Origin of the sequence: Kribbella sp. VKM Ac-2568, assembly GCF_004345365.1 — a bacterium.
In the GTDB taxonomy this organism is placed as follows: domain Bacteria; phylum Actinomycetota; class Actinomycetes; order Propionibacteriales; family Kribbellaceae; genus Kribbella; species Kribbella orskensis.
In genome coordinates this window covers 34,157-55,667 of record NZ_SLVF01000005.1, presented here as the reverse complement: position 1 = coordinate 55,667, position 21,511 = coordinate 34,157, and the positions used below count along the sequence as shown (strand labels likewise).

The following is a 21,511-nucleotide window of genomic DNA, read 5'->3' as shown; positions in this document are numbered from 1 at the left end:
CTGAACTCCCTTCGGCAACGCCTGAGTCTAGGGTCAAGCGGGCTTCAGGAGTGACAGGGTGTTGATCACATCACCGCGGGTGGCCGTTCGAAGAAGGACTCAAGCACGACGACTGTCTGAGTACTGGTCACGCCGTCCACCTGATGGAGGGCGCGCAGAGTCGCCTGAAGTTGTTCCGTGCTGATGGTGCGGACCTTGACCAGGACCGAGGCCGGGCCGGCGATGATGTGGGCCTCCTCGACGGCCGGGATCGCCCGCAGTGCGTCGGCGGTCGCCTCGTCGCCCATCCAGCTCTCCGCGTCGAGCAGGACATAGGCCAGTACCCCGGCGCCGAGTGCGGCTGGATCCACCTCGGCCGTGGTCCGGCGGATCACCCCGGCCGCCTTGAGCTTCCTGACCCGCTCGTGGGCCGCCCCGGCGGACAACCCGACGGCCTGGCCGAGCGCGGCGTACGACTGGGTCGCGTCCTCCTGCAAGCGCGCAAGCAGCTCGCGGTCGGTCTGATCTACAGTCATCGGCACCTCTTGCTGAATTTGATCCTGTGTCGTAGAACAATAGCAGGATCACATTCGGATTTGCGAGGAAAATCATGACTATCACGCTGGCTGAACGACCCTCCCGGCTCCGGGCCGACCTGGTCACGCTGGACGAGCGGTTCGGCGCCGTCGCCCGCGGCGACGAGTACGTAGAGCGCCTGTACGACGGCGGTCGCTGGCTCGAGGGACCGGTCTACTCGCCGGCCTGGCGGTGCCTCCTCTTCAGCGATATCCCGAACGACCGGATGCTCCGCTGGGACGAGGTGTCGGGCGCGGTCTCGGCCTTCCGCCAGCCCGCCGGGTACACGAACGGCAACACCCTCGACGCGTCGGGCCGGCTGATCAGTTGCGAGCAGGGCAACCGCCGGGTCACCCGGACCGAGGTGGACGGCTCGATCACCGTGCTGGCCTCACACCTGGATGGGAAGCGGCTGAACAGCCCGAACGACGTGGTGGTCCGGCGGGACGGCTCGATCTGGTTCACGGACCCGCCGTACGGCATCACCTCGAACTACGAGGGCCACGCGGCCGAGCAGGAGATCGCGGGCTGCCACGTCTACCGGCTCTCCACGGACGGCGAACTGACCGTCGTGGCCGACGACTTCATCCGCCCCAACGGCCTCGCCTTCTCCCTCGACGAGACGCGGTTGTACGTCGTCGACACCCCGGCGCGGCACATCCGCCGGTTCGACGTGAAGGATGACGGGCAACTCGCCGGAGGTGACGTGTTCGCGCTCTGCGAGGCCGGGATGTTCGACGGGATCCGGCTGGACGCCGCCGGGCGGATCTGGGCGGCGACCCATGAAGGCGTGCACTGCTTCGATCCCGACGGCACCTTGATCGGCAAACTGCTCTTCCCGGACGTGGTGTCGAACCTGTGCTTCGGCGGACCCAAGCGGAACCGCCTGTTCGTCACCGCGACGACCTCCGTCTACTCCTGGCTACTCACGACGGACGGGGCTCCACAGCCGTACGATCACGGGTGACAACGCAGTCACCCGCGCGCGATCGATCGTGAGGAGCCCGCATGACCCTGCTCGAGCCGTTGGCCGGAACCGTGCCCGCCGAGTTCCAGAAGCTGGACGACAGGTTCAGCGGGATCCGCGGAGACGCTCAGTTCGAGCGGTTGTGGACGGGGGGCCGCTGGCTCGAGGGGCCGGTGTACTCGCCCGCGGGGCGGTACCTGCTCTGGAGTGACATCCCGAACGACCGGATCCTGCGCTGGGACGAGACGTCGTACCAGGTCTCGGCCTTCCGGGAGCCGGCCGGCAACACGAACGGGCACACGCTGGACCACCAGGGCCGCCTGGTCAGCTGCGAGCACGGCAACCGCCGGGTCACCCGGACCGAGCACAACGGCCAGGTCAGCGTGCTCGCGGACAACTTCGAGGGTCACCGGCTGAACAGCCCGAACGACGTCGTCGTCCAGGCCGACGGGACGGTGTGGTTCACGGACCCGGCGTACGGGATCGACAGCGACTACGAGGGTCACAAGGGCGAGATCGAGACCGAGGGGTGCCACGTCTACCGGATCACCCCGGACGGTGTGCTCAGCAAGGTGGCGGACGACTTCAACCGGCCGAACGGGCTCGCGTTCTCGAACGACGGCAGCCTGCTCTACATCACCGACACCGAGGAAGCGACCATCCGCGTCTTCACCGTGACGGAGTCAGGGCTGAGCGGCGGCAAGCTGTTCGCGGAGTGCGGCAACGGCGCCTTCGACGGGATCCGGCTGGACTCCGAGGGCCGGATCTGGGGTGCGGCCGGCGACGGCGTGCACATCTACCACCCGGACGGCGGCCTGCTCGGCAAGCTGCTGGTCCCGGAGACCGTCTCCAACCTCTGCTTCGGCGGCGCCAAGCGGAACCGCCTCTTCCTCACCGCCACCACCTCCCTCTACTCCCTCTTCACCACCGTCAACGGCGCCCCCCAGCCTTACGACCACTGATCGGCGACCGCCAGGACCAGACCGGGGTCCGCCGGGCACGTTGACGCTGTGCTCGGCAGACCCCGGTCTCGGAGGTTCTCGTTCTCAGAGCTTCTTGACCTGGTCGATGATGGTGAAGACGGCCAGGAAGCCGAAGGCCAGGAAGGAGAACAGCATGACCGCCGCGCGGACCTTGGTGATCCGGATCGCCCGCGGCAGCGCACGGGAGTTCATCCACCACAGCAGACCCGAGTAGACGAACATCATGGTGCCCGCGGTGCAGGCCGAGATGACCAGCAGGACGAGCGGCTGGTCCAGTCCGGCCAGCAGCACGATGATGCCGAAGGCAACGAGCCCCCAGACCAGGCCGAAGTACAGCTTGGACTCGGAGATCGTGGACGTGCGCAGGTAGCGGGCCTTGATCATGTCCGAGGCCAGCCGGGACGTGTAGTCGACGATGCCCGCCGCGGCCGCGAACAGGGCGAACGCGCCGATGGCCCAGAACAGGTAGCCGAACCAGTCGCCCACCAGGGTCTGCAGCGTGGTGCCCTCGATCTTCAGGAAGCTGATCTTGTTCTCCACCGCGGGATTCCCGAACAAGGTGGCATGCGCCAGCATCGAGGTGAACACGATCGTCACCACGGTGATCAGCACGAACGTCATCAACTGCTCGACGTTGGCGAACTTCCACCAGCGCCGCCAGCGGGCCAGGTTCTGCTCGTCGGGCGGGAAGGTGTAGCCGTTCGCGGTCGGGTCCGCCTCCGGCTCACCGGTGACGGGAGAGGTCAGCCGGGGCACGTGCGCGCCCATGCCGAACCCCTTGTCGCGGATCCAGTTGCTCTGGCAGAGGTTCTGCCCGCCGCCGGCTCCGGCGTACGCGATCGCACCCATCATCAGCGCGAAGCCCAGCGTCTCGACCGGGAACTCCGGGTGGGTGACGGCGTCGCCGAGCGCGCCGTAGGTCTTGCCGCGGATCGCGAAGATCAGCGCCAGAACCACCAGCAGCGCGACGGCCGCGATCTTGACGAAGATCAGCCGCTCGAGCATCACGTAGACGACCGGCGCCAGGGTCAGGATCAACCCGATCACGACCAGGATGCCGATCGCGATCCAGCGCGGATCACCCGCGCCGAACAGGTAGGTCAGCATCGCCGCGGACGAGGTCGCCCAGCCGGGCCAGAGGTTCGCGAAGTACGTCATGATCGCGAAGAACAGGCCCCAGTGCTTCCCGAACCGGTTGAAGCCGGTCAACGCTGTCTCACCAGTGGCCAGCGTGTATCGCTCGATCTCCATGTTCAGGAACCACTGGATGAAGACCCCGACGACGGCGCCCCAGAGGAACACCAGTCCCACCTGGGACGAGATGTACGGCCAGAGGATGAACTCGCCCGAGGCCAGCCCGACGCCGGCGCCGACCATGCCGGGTCCGACGATCTTCCAGGTCTTGGTCGGTGGCTCGGGTAGGTCCCGCACCTGAGGCGCGGGCAGGTTCTTGGTCGGCAGGTTGAACCGATCGGCTTGGTCTCTGGTTGTGGTTTCTGCCATGGGCTCCTCACTTCCTCGACCCCCCGCCTTTCGGACCATAACCAACTCCCACCTCACGGGCGACCCGACACAAGTCGCGCGTGGTGGCCGGGCGGGCTGGCAGACTCGGGTCCATGGGTGGGGCGACTGTGACTGCTGTGGCGGTGTCGTACGCGCCGGACAGCGGGCCGCCGATCGCGCCGGCGCTGGAGCGGCTGGAGCAACTGGTCGGTGAGTCACTCGCCGTCGCCGGCGGCCGCTTCGTACTGGGGGATGCGGCGCGGCCGGTGGTTGTGTTCGAGGATCCGGCCGAAGCCGTTGCCGCGACGCGGCATTTCCGCGATGCCGCCGCAGGTCTACCAGCCGGGCAGTTGGTCCGGATCGCCGTGTCCACAGGGATCACTGAGCGCCACGTCGTCCGCCACGCCCAACGCCTGAACGAGATCGCCAACCCGGGCCAGCTCCTCCTCTCCGCGCTCACCGCCGAAATCGCTCCAGCTACAGCCGGTACCGCGGACGCGGGTTCCGTGGGCGGGTTGTTCGTGGATCTGGGGCTTCATCGGTTGAGGGACCTGGGCGCGGCGGAGCGGGTCTTCGCCGTACAGGGCCAGGCGGCTGAGGCGTTGCGTTCGCTGGACGGCGTGCCGAACAACCTGCCGGTGATGTTCACGAGTTTTGTCGGGCGACACGCGGAGCTCGGGGCGCTGCGGGCGCAGGTGATGGGGAATCGTCTGGTGACGCTGACTGGTCCTGGAGGCAGCGGGAAGACTCGGTTGGCGGCGCAGACTGCCGCCGAGCTGGCGGATCGGTGGCCGGACGGAGTGTGGTGGATCGATCTTGCACCGGTCACCGATGGTGGGCAGGTACCTGAAGTCGTGGCCTCGGCTGTCGGGGTGCTGGCCGAATCCTCCGGGCGTAGCGGGCCGTTGATCGCGAGTCAGCTGAGCAACCGGAAAGCCCTGCTCTGCTTCGACAACTGCGAACACCTGCTCGACAGCGTGGCCGAGTTCGTGGTCACCGTGCAGGTTGCCTGTCCGGAGATCACCGTGCTGACCACGAGCCGGGAGCCGCTGGACGTTGCCGGTGAGGTGGTCTGGCGAGTTCCCTCGCTGTCTGCGAGCGAGGCTGTCTCCCTGTTCGTCGAGCGAGCCGGACCGGGCTTCATCCCTGACGAGGAAGCCGAGCAGGCGATCAGGACGATCTGTGCGCGACTGGACGGCATCCCGCTGGCATTGGAACTGGCAACCGCCTGGCTCCGCACGCTTACCCCGCAGCAGATCGAGGCTGGCCTGGACGACCGGTTCGGCCTGCTGGTCCGCAGTACGCGAGGTGCGGCCGTGCGGCAACAGACGCTGGCCTCGTCGATCGACTGGAGCTACGACCTCCTCGATTCCGACGAGCGCGAGGTGTTCCGCAGGCTGGCTGTGTTCGCCGGCGGGTTCACGCTCGATGCCGCCTCCGCTGTCTGCGGACTCCCCGGAGTACGAGAAGTTATCGGGCGGCTGGTGGACAAATCGCTCGTGGTGGCGGCGGACGCGCGGTACCGGTTGCTCGAGACGATCCGCGAGTACGCCGCGACGCGGTTGGCGGATGAGCTCGATGGTCTCCGCGATCGGCATCTCGACTACTTCCTGCACGTGGCCGAGGAGGCCACGCCGGAGTTGGACAAGAACCGCGACGCCTGGCGGGCGGTGATCGAGCCTGAGCGCGAGAACTTCCGCGCCGCCCTCGATCATGGCCGGTCCGGTTTGGAGACGGACAAGGGACGTCGGCTGGCGGCGGCGCTTCCTTGGTTGTGGAACCTGCAGGGGACCGGGCAGGAGGGCATCAGGTATCTGCGTCGGGCGATCGAGAGCAGTCCTGACGACAGGTCGTTGCTCCAGGCCCGCTTGCTCTACGGGTATGCGACGGTCGCCGACACGGCCGCGCCCTTCGGGTACGACGCTGCCCAGCGGGGGCTGGAGCTCACTACCGAGCTGGGTGATGACAGTCTGCGAGCCCGGTGTCTCGCGATGGTTGCGGTGCGCAATTACTACCTCGACTTCCAGGCCGCCTGGGATCGCTGCGAGGAAGGCCGGGCGCTGGCGGAGTCCATCGGCGATGAGGTGGCCCGGGATGCGAACCTCGGCGTGGAATGTCTGCTGCTGGTCCTTTGGGATCGGCACGACGCGGCTCGTCCGTTGCTGGAGACCGTGTCGGAGGGCCTGATCGCGCGGGGTGAGCGCGGGATCGCGACCGCCATGGTGACGCTGCTGTCCGACAGCCTGGCGTCGACCGGAGAGTTGCCGCTGGCTGTCGAGACCGCCCGGAAGGCGCTGGCGATCGCGGAGCCGCTCGGGGATCTCCACCGGGTCGGCATGGCGCGTGGGCAGGTTGCGCAACTCCTGGGCCGGTCCGGTGAACTGGACGCGGCGCTGGAGTTGATGCATCCGTTCCTGCGGCTGATCGAGAACGCCGGCACCTGGGTTCCCAGCCTCGGCAAGGTGATGGGCGATCTGTACCGCTGGAACGGCGAGTACGAGAAGGCGATCGACTGGCTGCGCCGCGACGTGCCGACTGAGGGGCCTATCGCCGACACCTACATCCCGGCGGTCACGTTGCCTGCGCTCGGCACTGCGCTGCGCCAGGCCGGTCGGCTCGACGAAGCTGCTGAAGCGCTGGATCGTGCGGTTGTGCTGGCCCGCCGCTACAAGCTGCCGCGGATCCTGGCGGATGCCTTGGAGCAGCAGGGTTATCTGGTTCTCGACGAGGACCCCGACAAGGCGGCCGACCGCCTGCACGAGTCCCTCACCTTGCGCGTGGACCACGGCCTGCGCCTCTACTGGCAGGACAGCCTCGACGCTCTGGCTCTCCTGGCCGAGCAGACGAACCGCCCCAAGGATGCCGAGCGGATCGCCCAACTGGACCTGGACGAAGCCGTCGCCTACGCACGCCGTACACGTGGTGCGCGCGGCCGTCCCTCGACCGGCTGGGCGAGTCTGACCCCGACTGAACGAGACGTGGTCGCAGCCGCGGTGGAAGGCCTGAACAACCCGGAGATCGGGGCCCGGTTGTTCATGAGCCGGGGCACGGTGAAGACGCACCTTGCCCACATTTACACCAAGCTCGGCGTCGCCAACCGCACCGAACTCGCAGCCCTGGCCGCCAAACGAACCTGACCGGCTGGACTGGTGCCTTATCAACAGGCGTTGGCGTTGTGACCGTGAGGTCCCGGAACCGGTAGAACAGCTTGCCGGCGGTCTCGGGGCGGTGTTTCCACGTCGGTGAACACCATCCTGCACCCCCGAATCGCTCGTCCAGTGAGCACTTTCCTCAACCACTTCCATCCCTCCGTCCCGTTGCTGTCACGCGCCGCGTCTCGGCAGCCCCGGGAAGAGCTGCGGCTGTCCCCAAGCGCGACCTTGTCCATGACTTCACCCTGTAACTTACGTGGCTTCACGGCGCTCGACCGTCTGGACTTTCTCCTTGTGGATAAGGCGAATCGGGGGTCGGCCAACTTGCAAGCGATGCATCACTCAGGGTAGTGTCGAATGCATGTTCGACGAGGATGTGGCTGACCTGGATGCGACCGAGACGCTGGTCTGGGCCGCCGAGGTGCATGAGCTGCGTACGCATGCCGAGGTTCGACTCGTCGAGCTCGCGCAGCACTTCGCCGACCTGCATCCCGACCCCGCGACGGTCCCCGGCCGGGTGTCGTTGGCCGGTGGTGAACGCGGTGTCGCGTACGGCGGTGCGGGCTGTCCGGCCGTCGCCGAGTTCGCGGCCGCCGAGTTCGGGGCGATGATCGGCCGCTCGGCGGGTTCGGCTGCCGTCTTCATCGGCCAGTCCCTCGCTTTGCGGCACCGGCTGCCGCGCATCTGGGCTCAGGTCAGGAGTGGTCACGGCGAGCCCTGGAAGGCCCGCACTATTGCCACTGCCTGTCTGGCGCTGTCGGTGGAGGCCGCCGCGATCGTGGACCGTCGGGTCGCGGGGATGATCGACACCGTCACGCCGGTGCGGCTGGAGAAGATCGTCAGAGCGGCTGTCCAGCAGGCCGACCCGGACGCGGCCCGCGCTGCTGGCGAGGCCAGGGCCAAGGAGCGCGGCGTCTGGGCGGGGCGCACCGACGACCACGGCACCACCACTTTGTATGTTCGTGCGGCCACCGGCGACGTCATCCACTTCACGGCGACCATCCGCCAGATCGCCGACGCCCTGGCCCAACTCGGCGACACCGACAGCCTGCCGCGACGCAAGGCCAAGGCGATCGGCATCATCGCCGACCCAGCGCTCACCAACGAACTCCTCACCGTCGCCCACCACCTCACCCCAACCACCACCGCCCCCAATGCCGAAGCGGTCGCGACCACCGCCCCCAATGCCGGAGCGGTCGGGACCACCGCGCCTGCTTCAGCAAAAACAGCACCAGACGAGGCCGGCACGGGTGTCGCGGCGAACCCCGCTCCAGATACCACCGACCACACCGCGCAGTGGCAACCCGCCGACCTCCCTGTCCTGTTGGCCGACGAGACCGGTGATGGTGCGGGTGGTGGGGAGGATGGGGCGACGGGATGGTTTGTTGTTGATGAGCCTGGCGAGAGCGACGAGGCTGATCGGGATCCGCCGGACCCCGATGACCCGGTCTACGACCGCTTGTTCTGTTCGGCTGGTCTACCTGAGCCAGGGGCGGCGGACGACCCCTGCGCGGAGACCCCTGAACCGGCAGGTGCCGGTGCAGGGATGGGCGGTGCTGCGCGCCAGGAGGTCGCGAGGAAGTTGGCGGCGATCAAACAAGGCGCCTACAGCGACCGGGGTGGCGGTGTCACCGGGCGCAGGCCTGCCCGGACGACGCTCTACGTGCACCTCACCGACCAGACGCTGCTGGCCGGCGGTGGGGTCGCGCGGGTCGAGCGCTTCGGTCCCGTCTTCGCGGCCCGGCTGGAGGAGTTGCTCGGCCATGACCAGATCGTCGTCAAGCCGGTCATCGATCTGAACGACAAGGTCAGCGTTGATGCCTACGAGATCCCTCGCCGGATCCGGGAGCGGGTCAAGCTCACTTATCCGGTCGAGCAGTTCGTGTTCGGCGCCGCCGAGACCACCGACAGCGTCGATCTCGACCACATCGCGCCGTTCGACTTCAACGCGACCGGGCCGCCGGGGCAGACCGGTACCGACAACCTCACCCCGCTACGGCGCTACAGCCACCGGGTCAAGACCCGCGGCGGCTGGCGAGTCCACCGCCTGGACGACGGCGCGCTGGAATGGACAACCAAGCACGGCTTCAAATTCCGCGTCGACCACACCGGAACCCACCCACTCGCGGACCACACCGGAACCCGCCCACTCACCGACCAATAGCAAGGATCAGTGGATCGGACTGCACGGCTGCGGCGACCGTGACTGTCCTCGCGCCACGCCAGGTGCCGCACAGTTCCATCGAGCACCAGCGGCAACGGCGGGGAGGTCATCGGGTCAGCCGGTCTTGGAGCCGATCGCGTTGTCTTGGGCGGGTGCCGCCGGGGCAGTCGCCGCCCTCAAGGACCTCAACATTTCCTGCCGAGGCGCTAGCTGGGCTTGAGCATCTCGATGGCTTTGGTGATGCGGCGGGCGCGGGTCTCGGGTTTCTTGGCCTCGTTGATCGCGTTTACGTGTTCGCGGCGGTGGCTGAAGCTGAGTTTGTCGAAGGCTTCGCGTGCACCTGCCGCAGCGAGCGCGGCGGCTAGGTCGTCCGGTACCTCGACTGTTCGCTCGGCGTCGTCTCGGGTGACTGTTACGGCTACCGAGTCGCCGGGGCCTTTGCCGAGGTCCGAGCGGATCTGTTTGAGCACGCCGAGCGCCATGCAGCCGCCCATCGACGCGATCGAGCCGCGGTAGGCGATCCCGTCGAAGCTCGCCTGGACCGGGATCCGCCCGCCGCCACCGAGCGCGTCGAGCACCTCGGCCGGCACCTCGACGTACGCGCCGCCGCCGTTGGCGTCCTGGATCACTGCCTCGAAGGTCTCCATCTCACTCCTTCGCTCGGGAGAGCTTGCTCGGCCACCAGACCCTGCGGCCGATGTCGTAGGCGAGGGCCGGCACCAGCAGCGACCGAACCACGGTCGTGTCGAGCAGCACGCCGAAGGCCACCATGAAGGCGATCTGCACCAGGAACAGGATCGGCAGCACCGCGAGCGCCGAGAATGTGGCGGCCAGGACCACGCCGGCCGAGGTGATCACGCCACCGGTGACGGCGAGTCCGATCAGCACGCCGCGCTTGGTGCCCTGCTCGATCGACTCCTCCCGCACCCGGGTCATCAGGAAGATGGAGTAATCGATGCCCAGGGCAACCAGGAAGACGAACGCGTAGAGCGGGATCGATGGATCGGCCCCCGGGAAGTCGAAGATGTGGTTGAACGCCAGCGCGCTGACCCCGACGGTGGCGCCGAACGACAGCACGTTGCAGATCACCAGCAGCACGGCCGCGACGACCGAGCGGAGCAGCAGCATCAGCACGAAGAAGATGACCGTCAGGATGGTCGGGATGATGACCCGGAGATCCCGCTTGCTCGCGTCCAGTACGTCGAGGTTGATCGCGGTGTTGCCGCCGACCAGGATGTCCGGGCTGACAGTGTCCAGCTCGGTGCGCAGGTGCTCGACCACCTTGGTCGCCTCGGGGGAGTCGGCCGCGACCTTCAGCGTCGCCTGCACCAGGACCTTGCCCTCGACCACCTTCGGCGGGACACCGGGCGCGGGTGAGGCCGAGGCCGCCGCGACACCGTCCACCTTCAAAGCGGTCTGAACCACCTGATCGGCCTGGTCCACCGGGGTGAGGATCTGCACGGGAGTGCCGGCGCCCGCGTCGAAGTGCTGAGCCAGCACCTCCTGGCCGGTGACCGACTCGACCTCGTTGAGGAAGAGCTCCTCCTGCGAGATACCTTCCGCCTTGAACGTCGGCAGGAACGCGCCGCAGGCGAGCAGCGCCAGCGCGGTGATCGCCCAGACCTTGCGCGGGCTGCGGCCGACCAGACCGGAGACGCGGCCCCACAGCTTGCGGCCACCCACCTGGTCCTTGGCGTGCAGGTGGTCGAGGCGCGGGATGGCCGGCCAGAAGATCCGCCGGCCGAAGGCCAGCAAGACAGCCGGCAGGAAGGTCATCGACGACACCAGCGCGCCGGCGATGCCGATGGCGCCGACCGGGCCGAGGCCCTTGGTGCTGCCGAGCTGGGAGAGCAACAAGCAGAGCAGGCCGAGGATGACGGTGGCGGCGCTCGCGGCGATCGGCTCGATCGAGGCCCGCCAGGCGACCTGCATCGCGTCGTACTTGCTCTCGAAGTCGTGCAGTTCTTCCTTGTACCGCGAGACGAGGAGCAGGGAGTAGTCCGTCGCGGCGCCGACGACCAGGATGAAGAGGATGCCCTGACTCTGGCCGTTGAGCTCGATCACGTCGTTCTTGGCCAGCGGATAGACCACCAGGGCGGCCAGCGCCAGGCCGAAGACGGCGGTCAGCAGGACGGCGATCGGCAGCACCGGACTGCGGTAGACGATGAGCAGGATCACGAACACGACGGCCAGTGCGACGCCGAGCAGAATGCCGTCGATCCCCCCGAAGGCCACGACGAAGTCCGCGAAGACGCCGCCGGGTCCGGTCACATAGACCTGCAGGCCGGTCGGGGTCAGCGTCTGTTTGATCTCCTGGCGCATCTGGTCGGCGACCGCGAACAGTACGGTCTCGCCTTCCTTGACCACCTCGTCGGCCCGGTCTCCGTCCAGCTCGACGGTGATCAGTAGCGCCTTCTTGTCCTCCGACGGGATCACCTTCCCGACCGGTGCCGCGAGGTAGTCCCCGATGGTCTTGCCGTTACCGAGGTCGAGCGTCGGCACGGTGGCGGCGAATTCGTTCGCCTTCTGCAGATCGGCCGGGGTGATCCCGCTGTCCCGCACGATCAGGACGAAGTACGGCAGGGCCTTGGAGTCGATGAACTTGGCCGACTCGTTGGCGACCAGGGTGGACTCGGCCTGTTTGGGCAGGAAGTTGGCGTTGTCGTTCTCCTGGACCTCGCTCAGCCGGCCGACCGTCGGGCCGCCGAGCGAGCCCAGCACGAGCCACGTGATCAGCACGGCGGCGATCCCCGCCCGCCAGGCCCAGCGCCGGTTCCTGTGCCGCGGCGCGGTCTCCTGCTGCTCCACCAGGACCCCCTCGTCGGTGTTCGTAGACAGGAACAGTACCGACTTCTCTCACCGGCCCACGGGAGGTGTGCGGGAGCCGTTTCGACGGCGTAACAACGAGATGACCACTCGGAAACACCCCGGTCATAGCGTCCTGGCCTAATCAGTGAGGTCGGATGATCGGAGACGAACGATGACGCTCGAGGCACGACCGGAGGTCGTTACTCCGCGCGACCAGGCCGGCGCGGTGGGTACGGTCGAGGCGCCACGGCGCGGGCGCTGGATCGACGTCTGGGACCCCGAGGACGCCGGGTTCTGGGCGGCGAAGGGGCGCCGGGTGGCGCGCCGCAACCTGTGGCCGTCGATCTTTGCCGAGTTCCTCGGCTTCTCGGTCTGGCAACTGTGGAGCATCGTGGTCGTCTCCCTGCCGGCCGCCGGGTTCGGCTACAGCACGGACCAGATGTTCTGGCTGGTGGCGCTGCCGAGCCTGGTGGGAGCCACGCTGCGGCTGCCGTACACCTTCGCCGTGCCGAAGTTCGGTGGGCGCAACTGGACGATGGTGTCCGCGTTGCTGCTGCTGATCCCGTCACTCGGACTCGCGTACTTCGTCAGCCGGCCGGACACGCCGTTCTGGCTGATGGCGCTGGTCGCGGCCACCGCGGGTGCGGGCGGCGGAAACTTCGCCAGCAGCATGACCAACATCTCCTTCTTCTTCCCCGAGCGGGACAAGGGCTTCGCGCTGGGCCTCAACGCGGCCGGCGGCAACCTGGGCGTGGCGGTGGTCCAGTTGCTGGTGCCGATCGTGATCGTGGCGGGCGCGGGGCTGTCGCTCAACCGGGCCGGGCTGATGTGGATTCCGCTGATCCTGCTGGCGGCGGTCCTGGCGTGGCGAGTGATGGACAACCTGACCGCGGCGACCTCGTCCTTCCGTGCCTCCGTGGCAGCGGCGAAGCGGCCCCACACCTGGGTGATCTCGTTCCTCTACATCGGCACCTTCGGGTCGTTCATCGGCTTCTCGGCGGCCTTCCCGCTGCTGATCAAGACGACGTTCCCCGAGATCACGGTGGCCCACATCGCCTTCCTCGGCGCGCTGGTGGGGTCCGTGTCCCGGCCGTTCGGCGGCAAGCTGTCCGACGCGGTCGGCGGCGCCTGGGTGACGGTCTGCGCGTTCGTGGTGATGGGCATCGGGATCCTCTCGGCGATCGTGGCGCTGAAGGCCGAGAGCTTCACCGGGTTCCTGCTCAGCTTCCTGGTGCTGTTCGTGGCCAGCGGCGCCGGCAACGGTTCGACGTACCGGATGATCCCCGCGGTGTTCCGGCAGACCACCCGGGACCTCGACGGCGGGCCCGACCTGGTCCGGGCCCGCCGGGAGGCCGCTGCCTGCATCGGGATCGCCTCGGCGATCGGTGCGTACGGCGGGTTCCTGGTGCCGCGGGGCTTCGCGATGTCGAGCGGCCACTACGGCTCGCTCGTCCCGGCGCTCTACTGCTTCTGCGCCTTCTACGTGGTCTGTCTGGGGCTGACCTACTTCTGCTACCTGCGTCGGGGTGGCCCGCTCAGCCATGAGCGCGTGTGACGGGAGTCGACACCCACTGCCCGTACTGCGCTCTGCAGTGCGCGACGACTCTGCACCCGGCCGACCGGCCGGGTGCAGGGCCGGACACTGGGCGAGAGGCTGGGCGGGGCGCCGTCACCGTGAAGCCGCGGGAGTTCCCGACCAACCGGGGCGGGCTGTGCCGCAAGGGCTGGACCGCTCCCGAGGTGCTCACGGTTCCGGACCGGCTGACGAAGCCGCTGGTCCGGGACGACTCCGGAAGTCTGGTCGAGACGACCTGGGAGCACGCGCTGGACTTCGTCGCAGACCGGCTCCGCTCGCTGCAGGTCGAGCACGGCAACGACTCGGTCGCAGTCTTCGGCGGTGGCGGGCTGACGAACGAGAAGGCCTATGCACTCGGCAAGTTCGCCCGAGTCACCCTGCGGACCTCGAACGTGGACTACAACGGCCGCTTCTGCATGTCGTCCGCGGCGGCCGCGACGAACCGGGCCTTCGGCATCGATCGCGGCCTGCCCTTCCCGCTGGCGGATCTCGGCGGCGCCGGCGCGATCCTGTTGGTCGGCAGTAACCTCGCCGAGACGATGCCGCCCGCCGTCGCGCATCTGGCCGGCGCCCGGGACGCGGGCGGGCTACTGGTGGTCGACCCACGCCGTACTGCGACCGCCGGGCTGAGCGAGGACGGCGCCGGGATCCACCTGCAGGCGACTCCCGGGAGTGACCTGGCTCTGGTGCTCTCGCTGACTCACGTGATCCTGCAGGAGGGCCTGGCAGACAGCGCGTACCTGGCAGAGCGGACGGATGACCCGGACGGGCTGTTCCGCTCCACCACCGCCTGGTGGCCGGAGCGAGCCGAGCGAGTCACCGGCGTACCGGCTGTGACGATCAGGAAGGCTGCGCGGGTGTTGGCGGCGGCTGCTCCGGTCCATCGCGGGGCAGGGGCGTTCATCCTGACCGGCCGGGGTGCCGAGCAGCACATTAAGGGCACGGACACCGTCACGGCCTGCATCAACCTCGCCCTGGCGCTTGGGCTGCCAGGGCGGCTCGGTAGCGGTTATGGCTGCATCACCGGGCAGGGCAACGGCCAGGGCGGCCGCGAGCACGGCCAGAAGGCAGACCAACTCCCCGGCTACCGGAGCATCGCCGACCCCGAGGCGCGCGCCTACGTCGGGGGCGTCTGGGGTGTCGACCCCGACGAACTGCCCGGTCCCGGCCGCAGCGCGGTCGAGTTGATCGACGCCCTCGGTACGCCGGACGGGCCTCGTGCGTTGCTCGTCCACGGCAGCAACCTGGTGGTCTCGGCACCGAAGCTGGCCTCGGTCCGCGAGCGACTCGCGGCGCTGGACCTGCTGGTGGTGGCGGACGTTGTCCCGAGCGAGACCGCCCTGCTCGCCGATGTCGTCTTCCCGGTCACGCAGTGGGCCGAGGAGGAGGGCACGATGACCTCCCTGGAAGGACGCGTGCTGCGCCGGCGGGTCGCAGTACCGGCTCCTGGCGAAGTGCGGAGCGATCTTGCAGTGTTCGCCGGGCTGGCCGAACGGCTGCGTCCCGAGGTGCCGTTCTCGACGGATCCGGCCGCTGTGTATGACGAGTTGCGGGTCGCGAGTGCGGGTGGGATCGCCGACTACTCGGGGATCAGCTGGGACCGGCTGGATGCCGGCGAGGCCGTCTTCTGGCCCTGTCCGTCCGACGAGCACCCTGGTACGCCGCGGCTCTTCGCGGACCGCTTCGGTACTCCGGACGGCCGGGCGCGGGTCGTCATCGTGGATCACCGGGCGGTCGCCGACGACCTGCGGCCGGACGCGCCGTACTACCTGGTGACCGGGCGGTTGCTGCAGCACTACCAGAGCGGAGCGCAGACCAGGCGGGTCGCCGAACTGGCCGAGGCGGAGCCGGAGGTGTTCGCCGAGATACATCCGCGGGTCGCCGCGCAGTTGGGGATCGTGGACGGGCGGCCGGTCCGGTTGCGGACCACTCGGGGTTCGATGGTGCTGCCGGCGCGGGTGACCTCCGACGTACGGCCGGACACGGTGTTCGTGCCGTTCCACTTCGGCGGTGAGGGCAGCGTGAACGAGCTGACCAACGACGCGCTCGATCCGGTCTCGCGCATGCCGGAGTTCAAGGTCTGCGCGGTGGAGCTGACCGCTGAGACCTCGCCCGACTTCACCACCCGCAGCCGGCTGGCCGTGCAGACCGCCGAGTCGTCGCCGGGCGGTGGGTTCGTAGCGGCCCGCGGGTCCGCGCAGCCGACGGCGGATGCCGCGCAGACAACCGGCCAGCAGGTACGGCGCGCCGTGGTGCTCGGCGGCGGGGTGCGAGCCGTCCGGGCGGCCGCCACTCTGCGGGAGAGCGGGGTCGCGGTGACGGTGGTGCATGCCGGTGAAACCCTGCTGGACAAGGCGATTCGACCCACAGCGGGTCGGCGGATCACCCGAGCTGTTCGCGAGCTCGGCATCGAGGTACTGCTCAACGCCACGGTGGAAGGGACCGAGCTCAAGAACGGTCGATTCCGTTCCGTGACGGTGAGCGGCCGGGCTGTCTTCGGAGAGCTGCTGGTTGACGAGCCCACCGACGATGGGCTGGACGATGTCGTCCGGATCACCGCGGGCGGGCTCGACGTACTGATTCTCGGCGGTCGGGATGAAGAGGGCGAGGCCGTCCGGCTGGAAGACGGCGAGCGCTACGTCCGGGCGGTACTGCGGGACGGCGTGGTGCGGGCGGCCGTGGCGATCAGTGCGCCGGAGGTGGCCGCCGAACTCGTCCTGCTGGCCGATCGGCAGACGCCGGTGCGGGCGGATTCGTTGCTGGCGGCACCTGAACCGCCGAAGCGCAAGGCATTGACGGTCTGCCGGTGCAACGGCGTGACCAGGGCCGCGATCGAGGCGGCGTGGCAAGCGGGTGCCGACAGCGTGGCCGGCATCGCGGCGACAACCAGAGCGACCACCGGTTGCGGCAGCTGCACAGGCGCTGTCGGTGACCTTCTCGACCGGCTCCGGCGCGGCGAGACCGAACCCGTGCCGACCAGGAGGGCAACCATGACAGAGTTGAAGAAGGCCCGGCATTTGGTGATCGTGGGCGGCGGTATGGTCGCGCACCGGCTGGTCGAGGCGCTACGGTCCCGCGACACCGGGATCGAGTGGCGCATCACCGTGCTGGCCGAGGAGCCGCGGCTGCCCTACGACCGGGTCGCCCTGACCAGCTACTTCTCCGGCCGGGACCCGCACGACCTCTCGCTGGGTGAGCCGGAGCTCTGGGACGACCCGGCGGTGACCCTACGCAAGGGCGTCACGGTCGCTTCTCTCGACGCCGAGGCGCGCACGGTGCAGACCACTCGCGGCGACGTGATCGGCTACGACGAACTGGTCCTCGCGACAGGCTCGAGCGCCTTCGTTCCGCCGGTCAAGAACAGCGACGTCAACGGCTGCTTCGTCTACCGGACCATCGACGATGTCGCCGCCCTCCGGGTGTACGTCGAGAGGTTGCGGTCCGAGGGCAAGGAGGTTCGCGGCGTTGTCGTCGGTGGCGGCCTGCTCGGGCTGGAGGCGGCCGGCGCCCTGCGTGCGTTGGGTGCGGCGACGAAGGTGGTCGAGTTCGCGCCGCGGTTGATGCCGCTGCAGGTGGACGAGGGCGGCGGCAGCGCGCTCGCCCGGCTCATCCGCGGCCTCGACGTGGACGTGCTGACCGCGACTCAGGTCACCCGGGTGAAGACGACCTCGCAGGGAGCCGCCCGGGCGATGGCTGTTGCCGATGGCCCGGATCTGCCCGCGGACGTCGTCGTCTTCGCCACCGGAGTCCGGCCGCGCGACGAACTCGGCCGAGCCGCCGGCCTCGAGATCGGCGAACGCGGTGGTGTGGTCGTCGACGACACCTGCCGTACTTCGGTGCCGGGTGTCTGGGCGATCGGCGAGGTCGCCTGCATCGAGGGACGCGTCTGGGGACTGGTCGCCCCTGGCTACGCGATGGCCGAGATCGTGGCCGACCGCCTCCTCGGTGGCGAGGCGACCTTCCCCGGTGCCGACTCGTCGACCAAGCTCAAGTTGCTCGGTGTCGACGTGGCCAGCTTCGGTGACGCCTTCGGAGCCACGGAGGGCGCGCTCGACATCGTGTACGCCGACCCGGTGGCGGGGGTCTACAAGAAGCTGGTGCTGTCCGACGACGCCCGCACGTTGCTGGGTGGAATCCTCGTCGGCGACGCGTCGGCGTACTCGGCCTTGCGACCGATGGTGGGTCGTGAGCTCGGCGCAGACCCCGCGTCCTTCCTGCTGCCGGAGGGATCGCAGCCCGCGCAACTGGAACTGCCGGACGACGCGCCGGTCTGCTCGTGCAACAACGTCGCGGCCGGGGCCATCCGCTGCGCGGTGCGCGACGAAGGATGCGGCGATCTGAAGTCGCTGTGCGGCAAGACCAAGGCCGGCACGAGCTGTGGATCGTGCCTGCCGATCGTGAAGAACCTGCTCAACGCCGAACTGGCGGCGGCCGGTGTCGAGGTCAGCAAGGCGTTGTGCGAGCACTTCGCGCTGTCCCGGGCGGAGCTGTTCGACGTGGTGCGGGTGACCGGGCTGCGCACCTTCAGCGAGATCGTCGACCGGCACGGAACTGGCCGCGGTTGCGACATCTGCAAGCCCGTGGTCGCCTCGATCCTGTCCAGTCTGGACCCGGCCGGCCACGTGCTCGACGGAGAGCGCGCGACGCTGCAGGACACCAACGACCACGTGATGGCGAACATCCAGAAGGACGGCACGTACTCCGTCGTGCCGCGGATCCCGGGTGGCGAGGTGACGCCGGAGGGCCTGATCGCGATCGGCCAGGTGGCCCGCGACTTCGGCCTCTACACCAAGATCACCGGCGGGCAGCGGGTCGACCTGTTCGGCGCCCGGATCGAACAGTTGCCGGCGATCTGGCAGCGGCTGGTGGACGCCGGGTTCGAGTCCGGCCATGCCTATGGCAAGGCGCTGCGCACGGTGAAGTCCTGCGTCGGCTCCACCTGGTGCCGGTACGGCGTACAGGACTCCGTCGGGATGGCGATCGCGCTGGAGCTGCGGTACCGCGGGCTGCGGTCGCCGCACAAGCTCAAGCTCGGCGTCTCCGGCTGTGCTCGGGAGTGCGCCGAGGCCCGCGGCAAGGACGTCGGCGTGATCGCCACCGAGAACGGGTGGAACCTCTATGTCGGCGGCAACGGCGGCATGACGCCGCGGCACGCGCAGCTGCTCGCCTCCGACCTCACCGACGAGCAGTTGCTGCAGGCAATCGACCGGTTCCTGATGTACTACATCCGCACCGGTGACCGGCTGCAGCGGACGGCCGTCTGGATCAACGAGATCGACGGAGGTCTCGACCACGTCCGCGACGTCGTGCTGAACGACAGCCTCGGCATCGCGGCCGACCTGGACGCGGCGATGGCCGCGCACGTCGACTCCTACGTCGACGAGTGGCAGGCCACCTTGCAGGACCCGGACAAGCTGGCCCGGTTCGTGTCGTTCGTGAACGCGCCGGACCAGCCCGACGCCGACCTGCGGTACGTGGTCGAACGCAACCAACCTCGGCCGGCGACCCCGGCCGAACGCGGTCAACTGGAGCCGGTGCTGCTCGCCGGCCCCCGATTGGAGGTACGTCGATGACCCTGTCGCCGATGACGGAGGCGGCGATCACCGCCGTACCGGTCTGCGCGTACGACGCGCTGCTGCCGGAGCGAGGTGTCGCCGCGCTGATCGGGGATCGCCAGATCGCGGTGTTCCGCACCTACGACGGCGAGGTGTATGCCCTGGGCAACCAGGACCCGGTGAGCGGGGCGAACGTGATGTCGCGCGGCATCGTGGGCAGCCGCGGTGACGTGCCGACGGTGGCGTCGCCGATGTTCAAGCAGGTATACGACCTGCGCACCGGTGTCTGTCTGGACGACCCCGAGGTCAGCATCCCGACGTACCGGGTGAGGGTGGCCGACGGCCAGGTGATCGTCGGTGACTAGGCCCGGTCCGCTGAGCGGCTGCACGATCGCCGTCACCGCGCACCGGCGGGCGGACGACCTGATCGCGTCGTTCGAACGCCGGGGCGCGAAGGTGCTGCACGCGCCGACGCTGCAGATCGTGCCGGCCGCCGACGACCAGCCGCTGATCGAGGCCACCCGGCGGGTGATCGCGAACCCGCCGGACGATGTGGTGGTCACCACCGCGGTCGGGTTCCGCGGTTGGGTCGAGGCCGCGGACACAGCTGGCCTCGCGGCGGACCTGCTGACCACGCTGGAGTCGTCGCGGCTGCTCGCACGCGGTCCGAAGGCACGCGGTGCGATCCGCGCGGCCGGGTTGGTCGAGCACTGGTCCGCCCGGACCGAGACGACGGCCGAGGTCGTCGACTGGTTGCGCGACCAAGGCGTCGCCGGTCGGAAGATCGTCGTTCAGTTGCACGGCTTGTCGGATCCCGCGCTGCAGGACGAACTCCGCGCGGTCGGTGCTTCGGTGCGCGGACTCGAGGTGTATCGCTGGGGGCCGGCGCCGGATCCGGCCGCCGTCGAGCGGGTGATCGGTCAGATCGGTTCGGGTGGAGTCGATGCTGTCGTGCACACCTCCGCGCCGGGTGCGCAGGCCCTGCTGGATGCGGCCGCGCTGACGGGTCAGTACGACGCATTGGTGTCGGCGTTGCGGACCGGGCGGGTGTTGAACGCCTGCGTCGGGCCGATCACCGCTGGGCCGTTCGTGGCGTTGGGGTTGGAGCCGCTGGTGCCCGATCGCTTCCGGCTCGGTGCGTTGATCCGGATCGTCACGGATCGGCTGACAGACGACAATGCTCGCTCGATCGAGACGGCCTTCGGGCAGTTGGTGATTCGTGGCGGCGCCGCGGTGCTGGATGGGGTCGTGTTGCCGCTGGGGCCGGGTCCGCGCGCAGTACTGGCTGCGTTGGTGGCGGCCGGTGGGGATGTCGTGTCTCGACCTGCTTTGTTGGCTGTTCTGCCTGGTGCTGAAGACGTTCATGCGGTGGAGGTGACCGTCAACCGGCTCCGTACTGCGGTCGGGCGGCCCGAGTTGGTTCGTACCGTTGTGCGGCGGGGGTATCGCCTGGCCGTGGAACCAGCAGGCGTGCCCACATGACGGCCGCTGTAGGTGGCGTCGACCTGATCGCGGCCGCGCACGGGACCGCGGATCCTCGCGGGATCCGGACGATCCACGCGCTCGTGCGGCTGATGGCGGCGCAGCGACCGGAGCTGCCGATCTCACTCGGCTTCGTGGATGTGGATGTGCCGGCGTTGCCTTCACTCGTGGACCGGGTGGTTGCTGATAGCAACCAGGCGGTGGTGGTGCCGTTGTTGTTGAGCAGTGGTTATCACGTTGCTGTGGACGTCCTTGGCGAGGCTGCGCGCCGTCCGGGTCAGGTGCAGGCTGCTGCGGCGCTGGGGCCTGATCCTTTGTTGGCTGAGGTTCTTGCCGATCGGTTGCGGGAGAGCCTGGATCCCCGGTCAGGCGGCCTTGAGGAGATCGATCAGGTTGTTCTCGCCGCCGCTGGGTCCTCGGACCGCCGGGCTCTTCTCGATTGCTCTGCCACCGCTGCGATGCTCTCCGCCCTGATCGATCGTCCGGTCGAAGTCGGCTACGTCTCCGGCGCCGGCGAACGCCTCGCCCCCGTCCTCGCCCGGACTACCGGCCTCGCCGGCCCCGCGGCCCGCAGTACCGGGCGGGTTGCTGTGGGTACCTACATGCTGGCGCCTGGGTTCTTCGCGGATCGCGTGCGGCGCATCGCCGGCGACCTACCTGTCAGCGCACCTCTCGGCGCGGACCCCCGCGTGGCTGGCCTGGCTCTTGCCCGGTACGACGCGACGCGGCTCCTGTCGGCGGTGGCCGTCTAGGGGAGTCAGCGGCG

Annotated in this window: 13 protein-coding genes; 9 read left to right on the top strand and 4 right to left on the bottom strand. The window is 68.9% G+C overall.

The features are described from left to right. Positions 1-65: 65 nt before the first annotated feature. Positions 66-515 carry an Lrp/AsnC family transcriptional regulator gene (locus EV648_RS14785; protein WP_132290780.1) on the bottom strand — a complete coding sequence of 150 codons (450 nt, stop codon included), beginning with the start codon at positions 513-515 and terminating at the stop codon, positions 66-68. Between the two features lie 74 nt (positions 516-589). Between EV648_RS14785 and EV648_RS14780 the strand changes: the two genes are divergently transcribed. Both EV648_RS14780 and EV648_RS14775 read left to right on the top strand, forming a co-directional pair. Beyond that, positions 590-1,522: an SMP-30/gluconolactonase/LRE family protein gene (locus EV648_RS14780; RefSeq protein WP_132290777.1), complete on the top strand. Its 933-nt coding sequence runs from the start codon at positions 590-592 to the stop codon at positions 1,520-1,522. A gap of 41 nt (positions 1,523-1,563) precedes the next feature. Next, positions 1,564-2,484, top strand: a complete 921-nt coding sequence (locus EV648_RS14775; protein WP_132290774.1) for an SMP-30/gluconolactonase/LRE family protein — start codon at positions 1,564-1,566, stop codon at positions 2,482-2,484. 84 nt (positions 2,485-2,568) lie between these two features. Here the strand turns inward: EV648_RS14775 and EV648_RS14770 are convergent, their stop codons facing one another. Further along, positions 2,569-4,008, bottom strand: a complete 1,440-nt coding sequence (locus EV648_RS14770; RefSeq protein WP_132290771.1) for an Nramp family divalent metal transporter — start codon at positions 4,006-4,008, stop codon at positions 2,569-2,571. Between the two features lie 113 nt (positions 4,009-4,121). On the opposite strand from EV648_RS14770, the gene EV648_RS14765 reads away from it, so the two are divergent. After that, entirely contained in the window at positions 4,122-7,145 is a 3,024-nt protein-coding gene (locus EV648_RS14765) for a LuxR C-terminal-related transcriptional regulator (RefSeq protein ID WP_132290768.1), read from the top strand. Between the two features lie 376 nt (positions 7,146-7,521). Further along, positions 7,522-9,324 carry a DUF222 domain-containing protein gene (locus EV648_RS14760; protein ID WP_132290765.1) on the top strand — a complete coding sequence of 601 codons (1,803 nt, stop codon included), beginning with the start codon at positions 7,522-7,524 and terminating at the stop codon, positions 9,322-9,324. Between the two features lie 206 nt (positions 9,325-9,530). On the opposite strand, the gene EV648_RS14755 is transcribed toward EV648_RS14760, so the two are convergent. Beyond that, on the bottom strand, positions 9,531-9,971 hold the full coding sequence (locus tag EV648_RS14755) for a YdeI/OmpD-associated family protein (protein ID WP_132290763.1): 441 nt from the start codon (positions 9,969-9,971) through the stop codon (positions 9,531-9,533). Between the two features lies 1 nt (position 9,972). Beyond that, complete coding sequence (locus EV648_RS14750) at positions 9,973-12,132, bottom strand: efflux RND transporter permease subunit (protein ID WP_241995187.1); 2,160 nt, start codon at positions 12,130-12,132, stop codon at positions 9,973-9,975. Between the two features lie 172 nt (positions 12,133-12,304). On the opposite strand from EV648_RS14750, the gene EV648_RS14745 reads away from it, so the two are divergent. The 5 genes from EV648_RS14745 to EV648_RS14715 are packed head-to-tail and all read left to right on the top strand — an operon-like array spanning position 12,305 to position 21,497. Further along, positions 12,305-13,687 carry an MFS transporter gene (locus tag EV648_RS14745; protein ID WP_132290757.1) on the top strand — a complete coding sequence of 461 codons (1,383 nt, stop codon included), beginning with the start codon at positions 12,305-12,307 and terminating at the stop codon, positions 13,685-13,687. Continuing rightward, positions 13,684-19,281, top strand: a complete 5,598-nt coding sequence (gene nirB, locus EV648_RS44070; RefSeq protein ID WP_241995186.1) for a nitrite reductase large subunit NirB — start codon at positions 13,684-13,686, stop codon at positions 19,279-19,281. The genes EV648_RS14745 and nirB overlap by 4 nt, the downstream gene beginning before the upstream one ends. Continuing rightward, complete coding sequence (nirD, locus tag EV648_RS14725) at positions 19,278-19,628, top strand: nitrite reductase small subunit NirD (protein ID WP_132290754.1); 351 nt, start codon at positions 19,278-19,280, stop codon at positions 19,626-19,628. Before nirB ends, nirD begins: the two co-directional genes overlap by 4 nt. Continuing rightward, entirely contained in the window at positions 19,621-20,745 is a 1,125-nt protein-coding gene (locus tag EV648_RS14720) for a uroporphyrinogen-III synthase (protein WP_241995185.1), read from the top strand. Before nirD ends, EV648_RS14720 begins: the two co-directional genes overlap by 8 nt. Further along, positions 20,742-21,497 carry a sirohydrochlorin chelatase gene (locus EV648_RS14715; protein ID WP_132290751.1) on the top strand — a complete coding sequence of 252 codons (756 nt, stop codon included), beginning with the start codon at positions 20,742-20,744 and terminating at the stop codon, positions 21,495-21,497. Before EV648_RS14720 ends, EV648_RS14715 begins: the two co-directional genes overlap by 4 nt. The last annotated feature ends 14 nt before the right edge of the window (positions 21,498-21,511 follow it).

Excerpts from the sequence above, each read along its gene's own strand:
- EV648_RS14785 (WP_132290780.1), bottom strand. The coding sequence starts at position 515 with ATGACTGTAGATCAGACCGACCGCGAGCTGCTTGCGCGCTTGCAGGAG.
- EV648_RS14780 (WP_132290777.1), top strand. The coding sequence starts at position 590 with ATGACTATCACGCTGGCTGAACGACCCTCCCGGCTCCGGGCCGACCTG.
- EV648_RS14775 (WP_132290774.1), top strand. The coding sequence starts at position 1,564 with ATGACCCTGCTCGAGCCGTTGGCCGGAACCGTGCCCGCCGAGTTCCAG.
- EV648_RS14770 (WP_132290771.1), bottom strand. The coding sequence starts at position 4,008 with ATGGCAGAAACCACAACCAGAGACCAAGCCGATCGGTTCAACCTGCCG.
- EV648_RS14765 (WP_132290768.1), top strand. The coding sequence starts at position 4,122 with ATGGGTGGGGCGACTGTGACTGCTGTGGCGGTGTCGTACGCGCCGGAC.
- EV648_RS14760 (WP_132290765.1), top strand. The coding sequence starts at position 7,522 with ATGTTCGACGAGGATGTGGCTGACCTGGATGCGACCGAGACGCTGGTC.
- EV648_RS14755 (WP_132290763.1), bottom strand. The coding sequence starts at position 9,971 with ATGGAGACCTTCGAGGCAGTGATCCAGGACGCCAACGGCGGCGGCGCG.
- EV648_RS14745 (WP_132290757.1), top strand. The coding sequence starts at position 12,305 with ATGACGCTCGAGGCACGACCGGAGGTCGTTACTCCGCGCGACCAGGCC.
- nirD (WP_132290754.1), top strand. The coding sequence starts at position 19,278 with ATGACCCTGTCGCCGATGACGGAGGCGGCGATCACCGCCGTACCGGTC.
- EV648_RS14715 (WP_132290751.1), top strand. The coding sequence starts at position 20,742 with ATGACGGCCGCTGTAGGTGGCGTCGACCTGATCGCGGCCGCGCACGGG.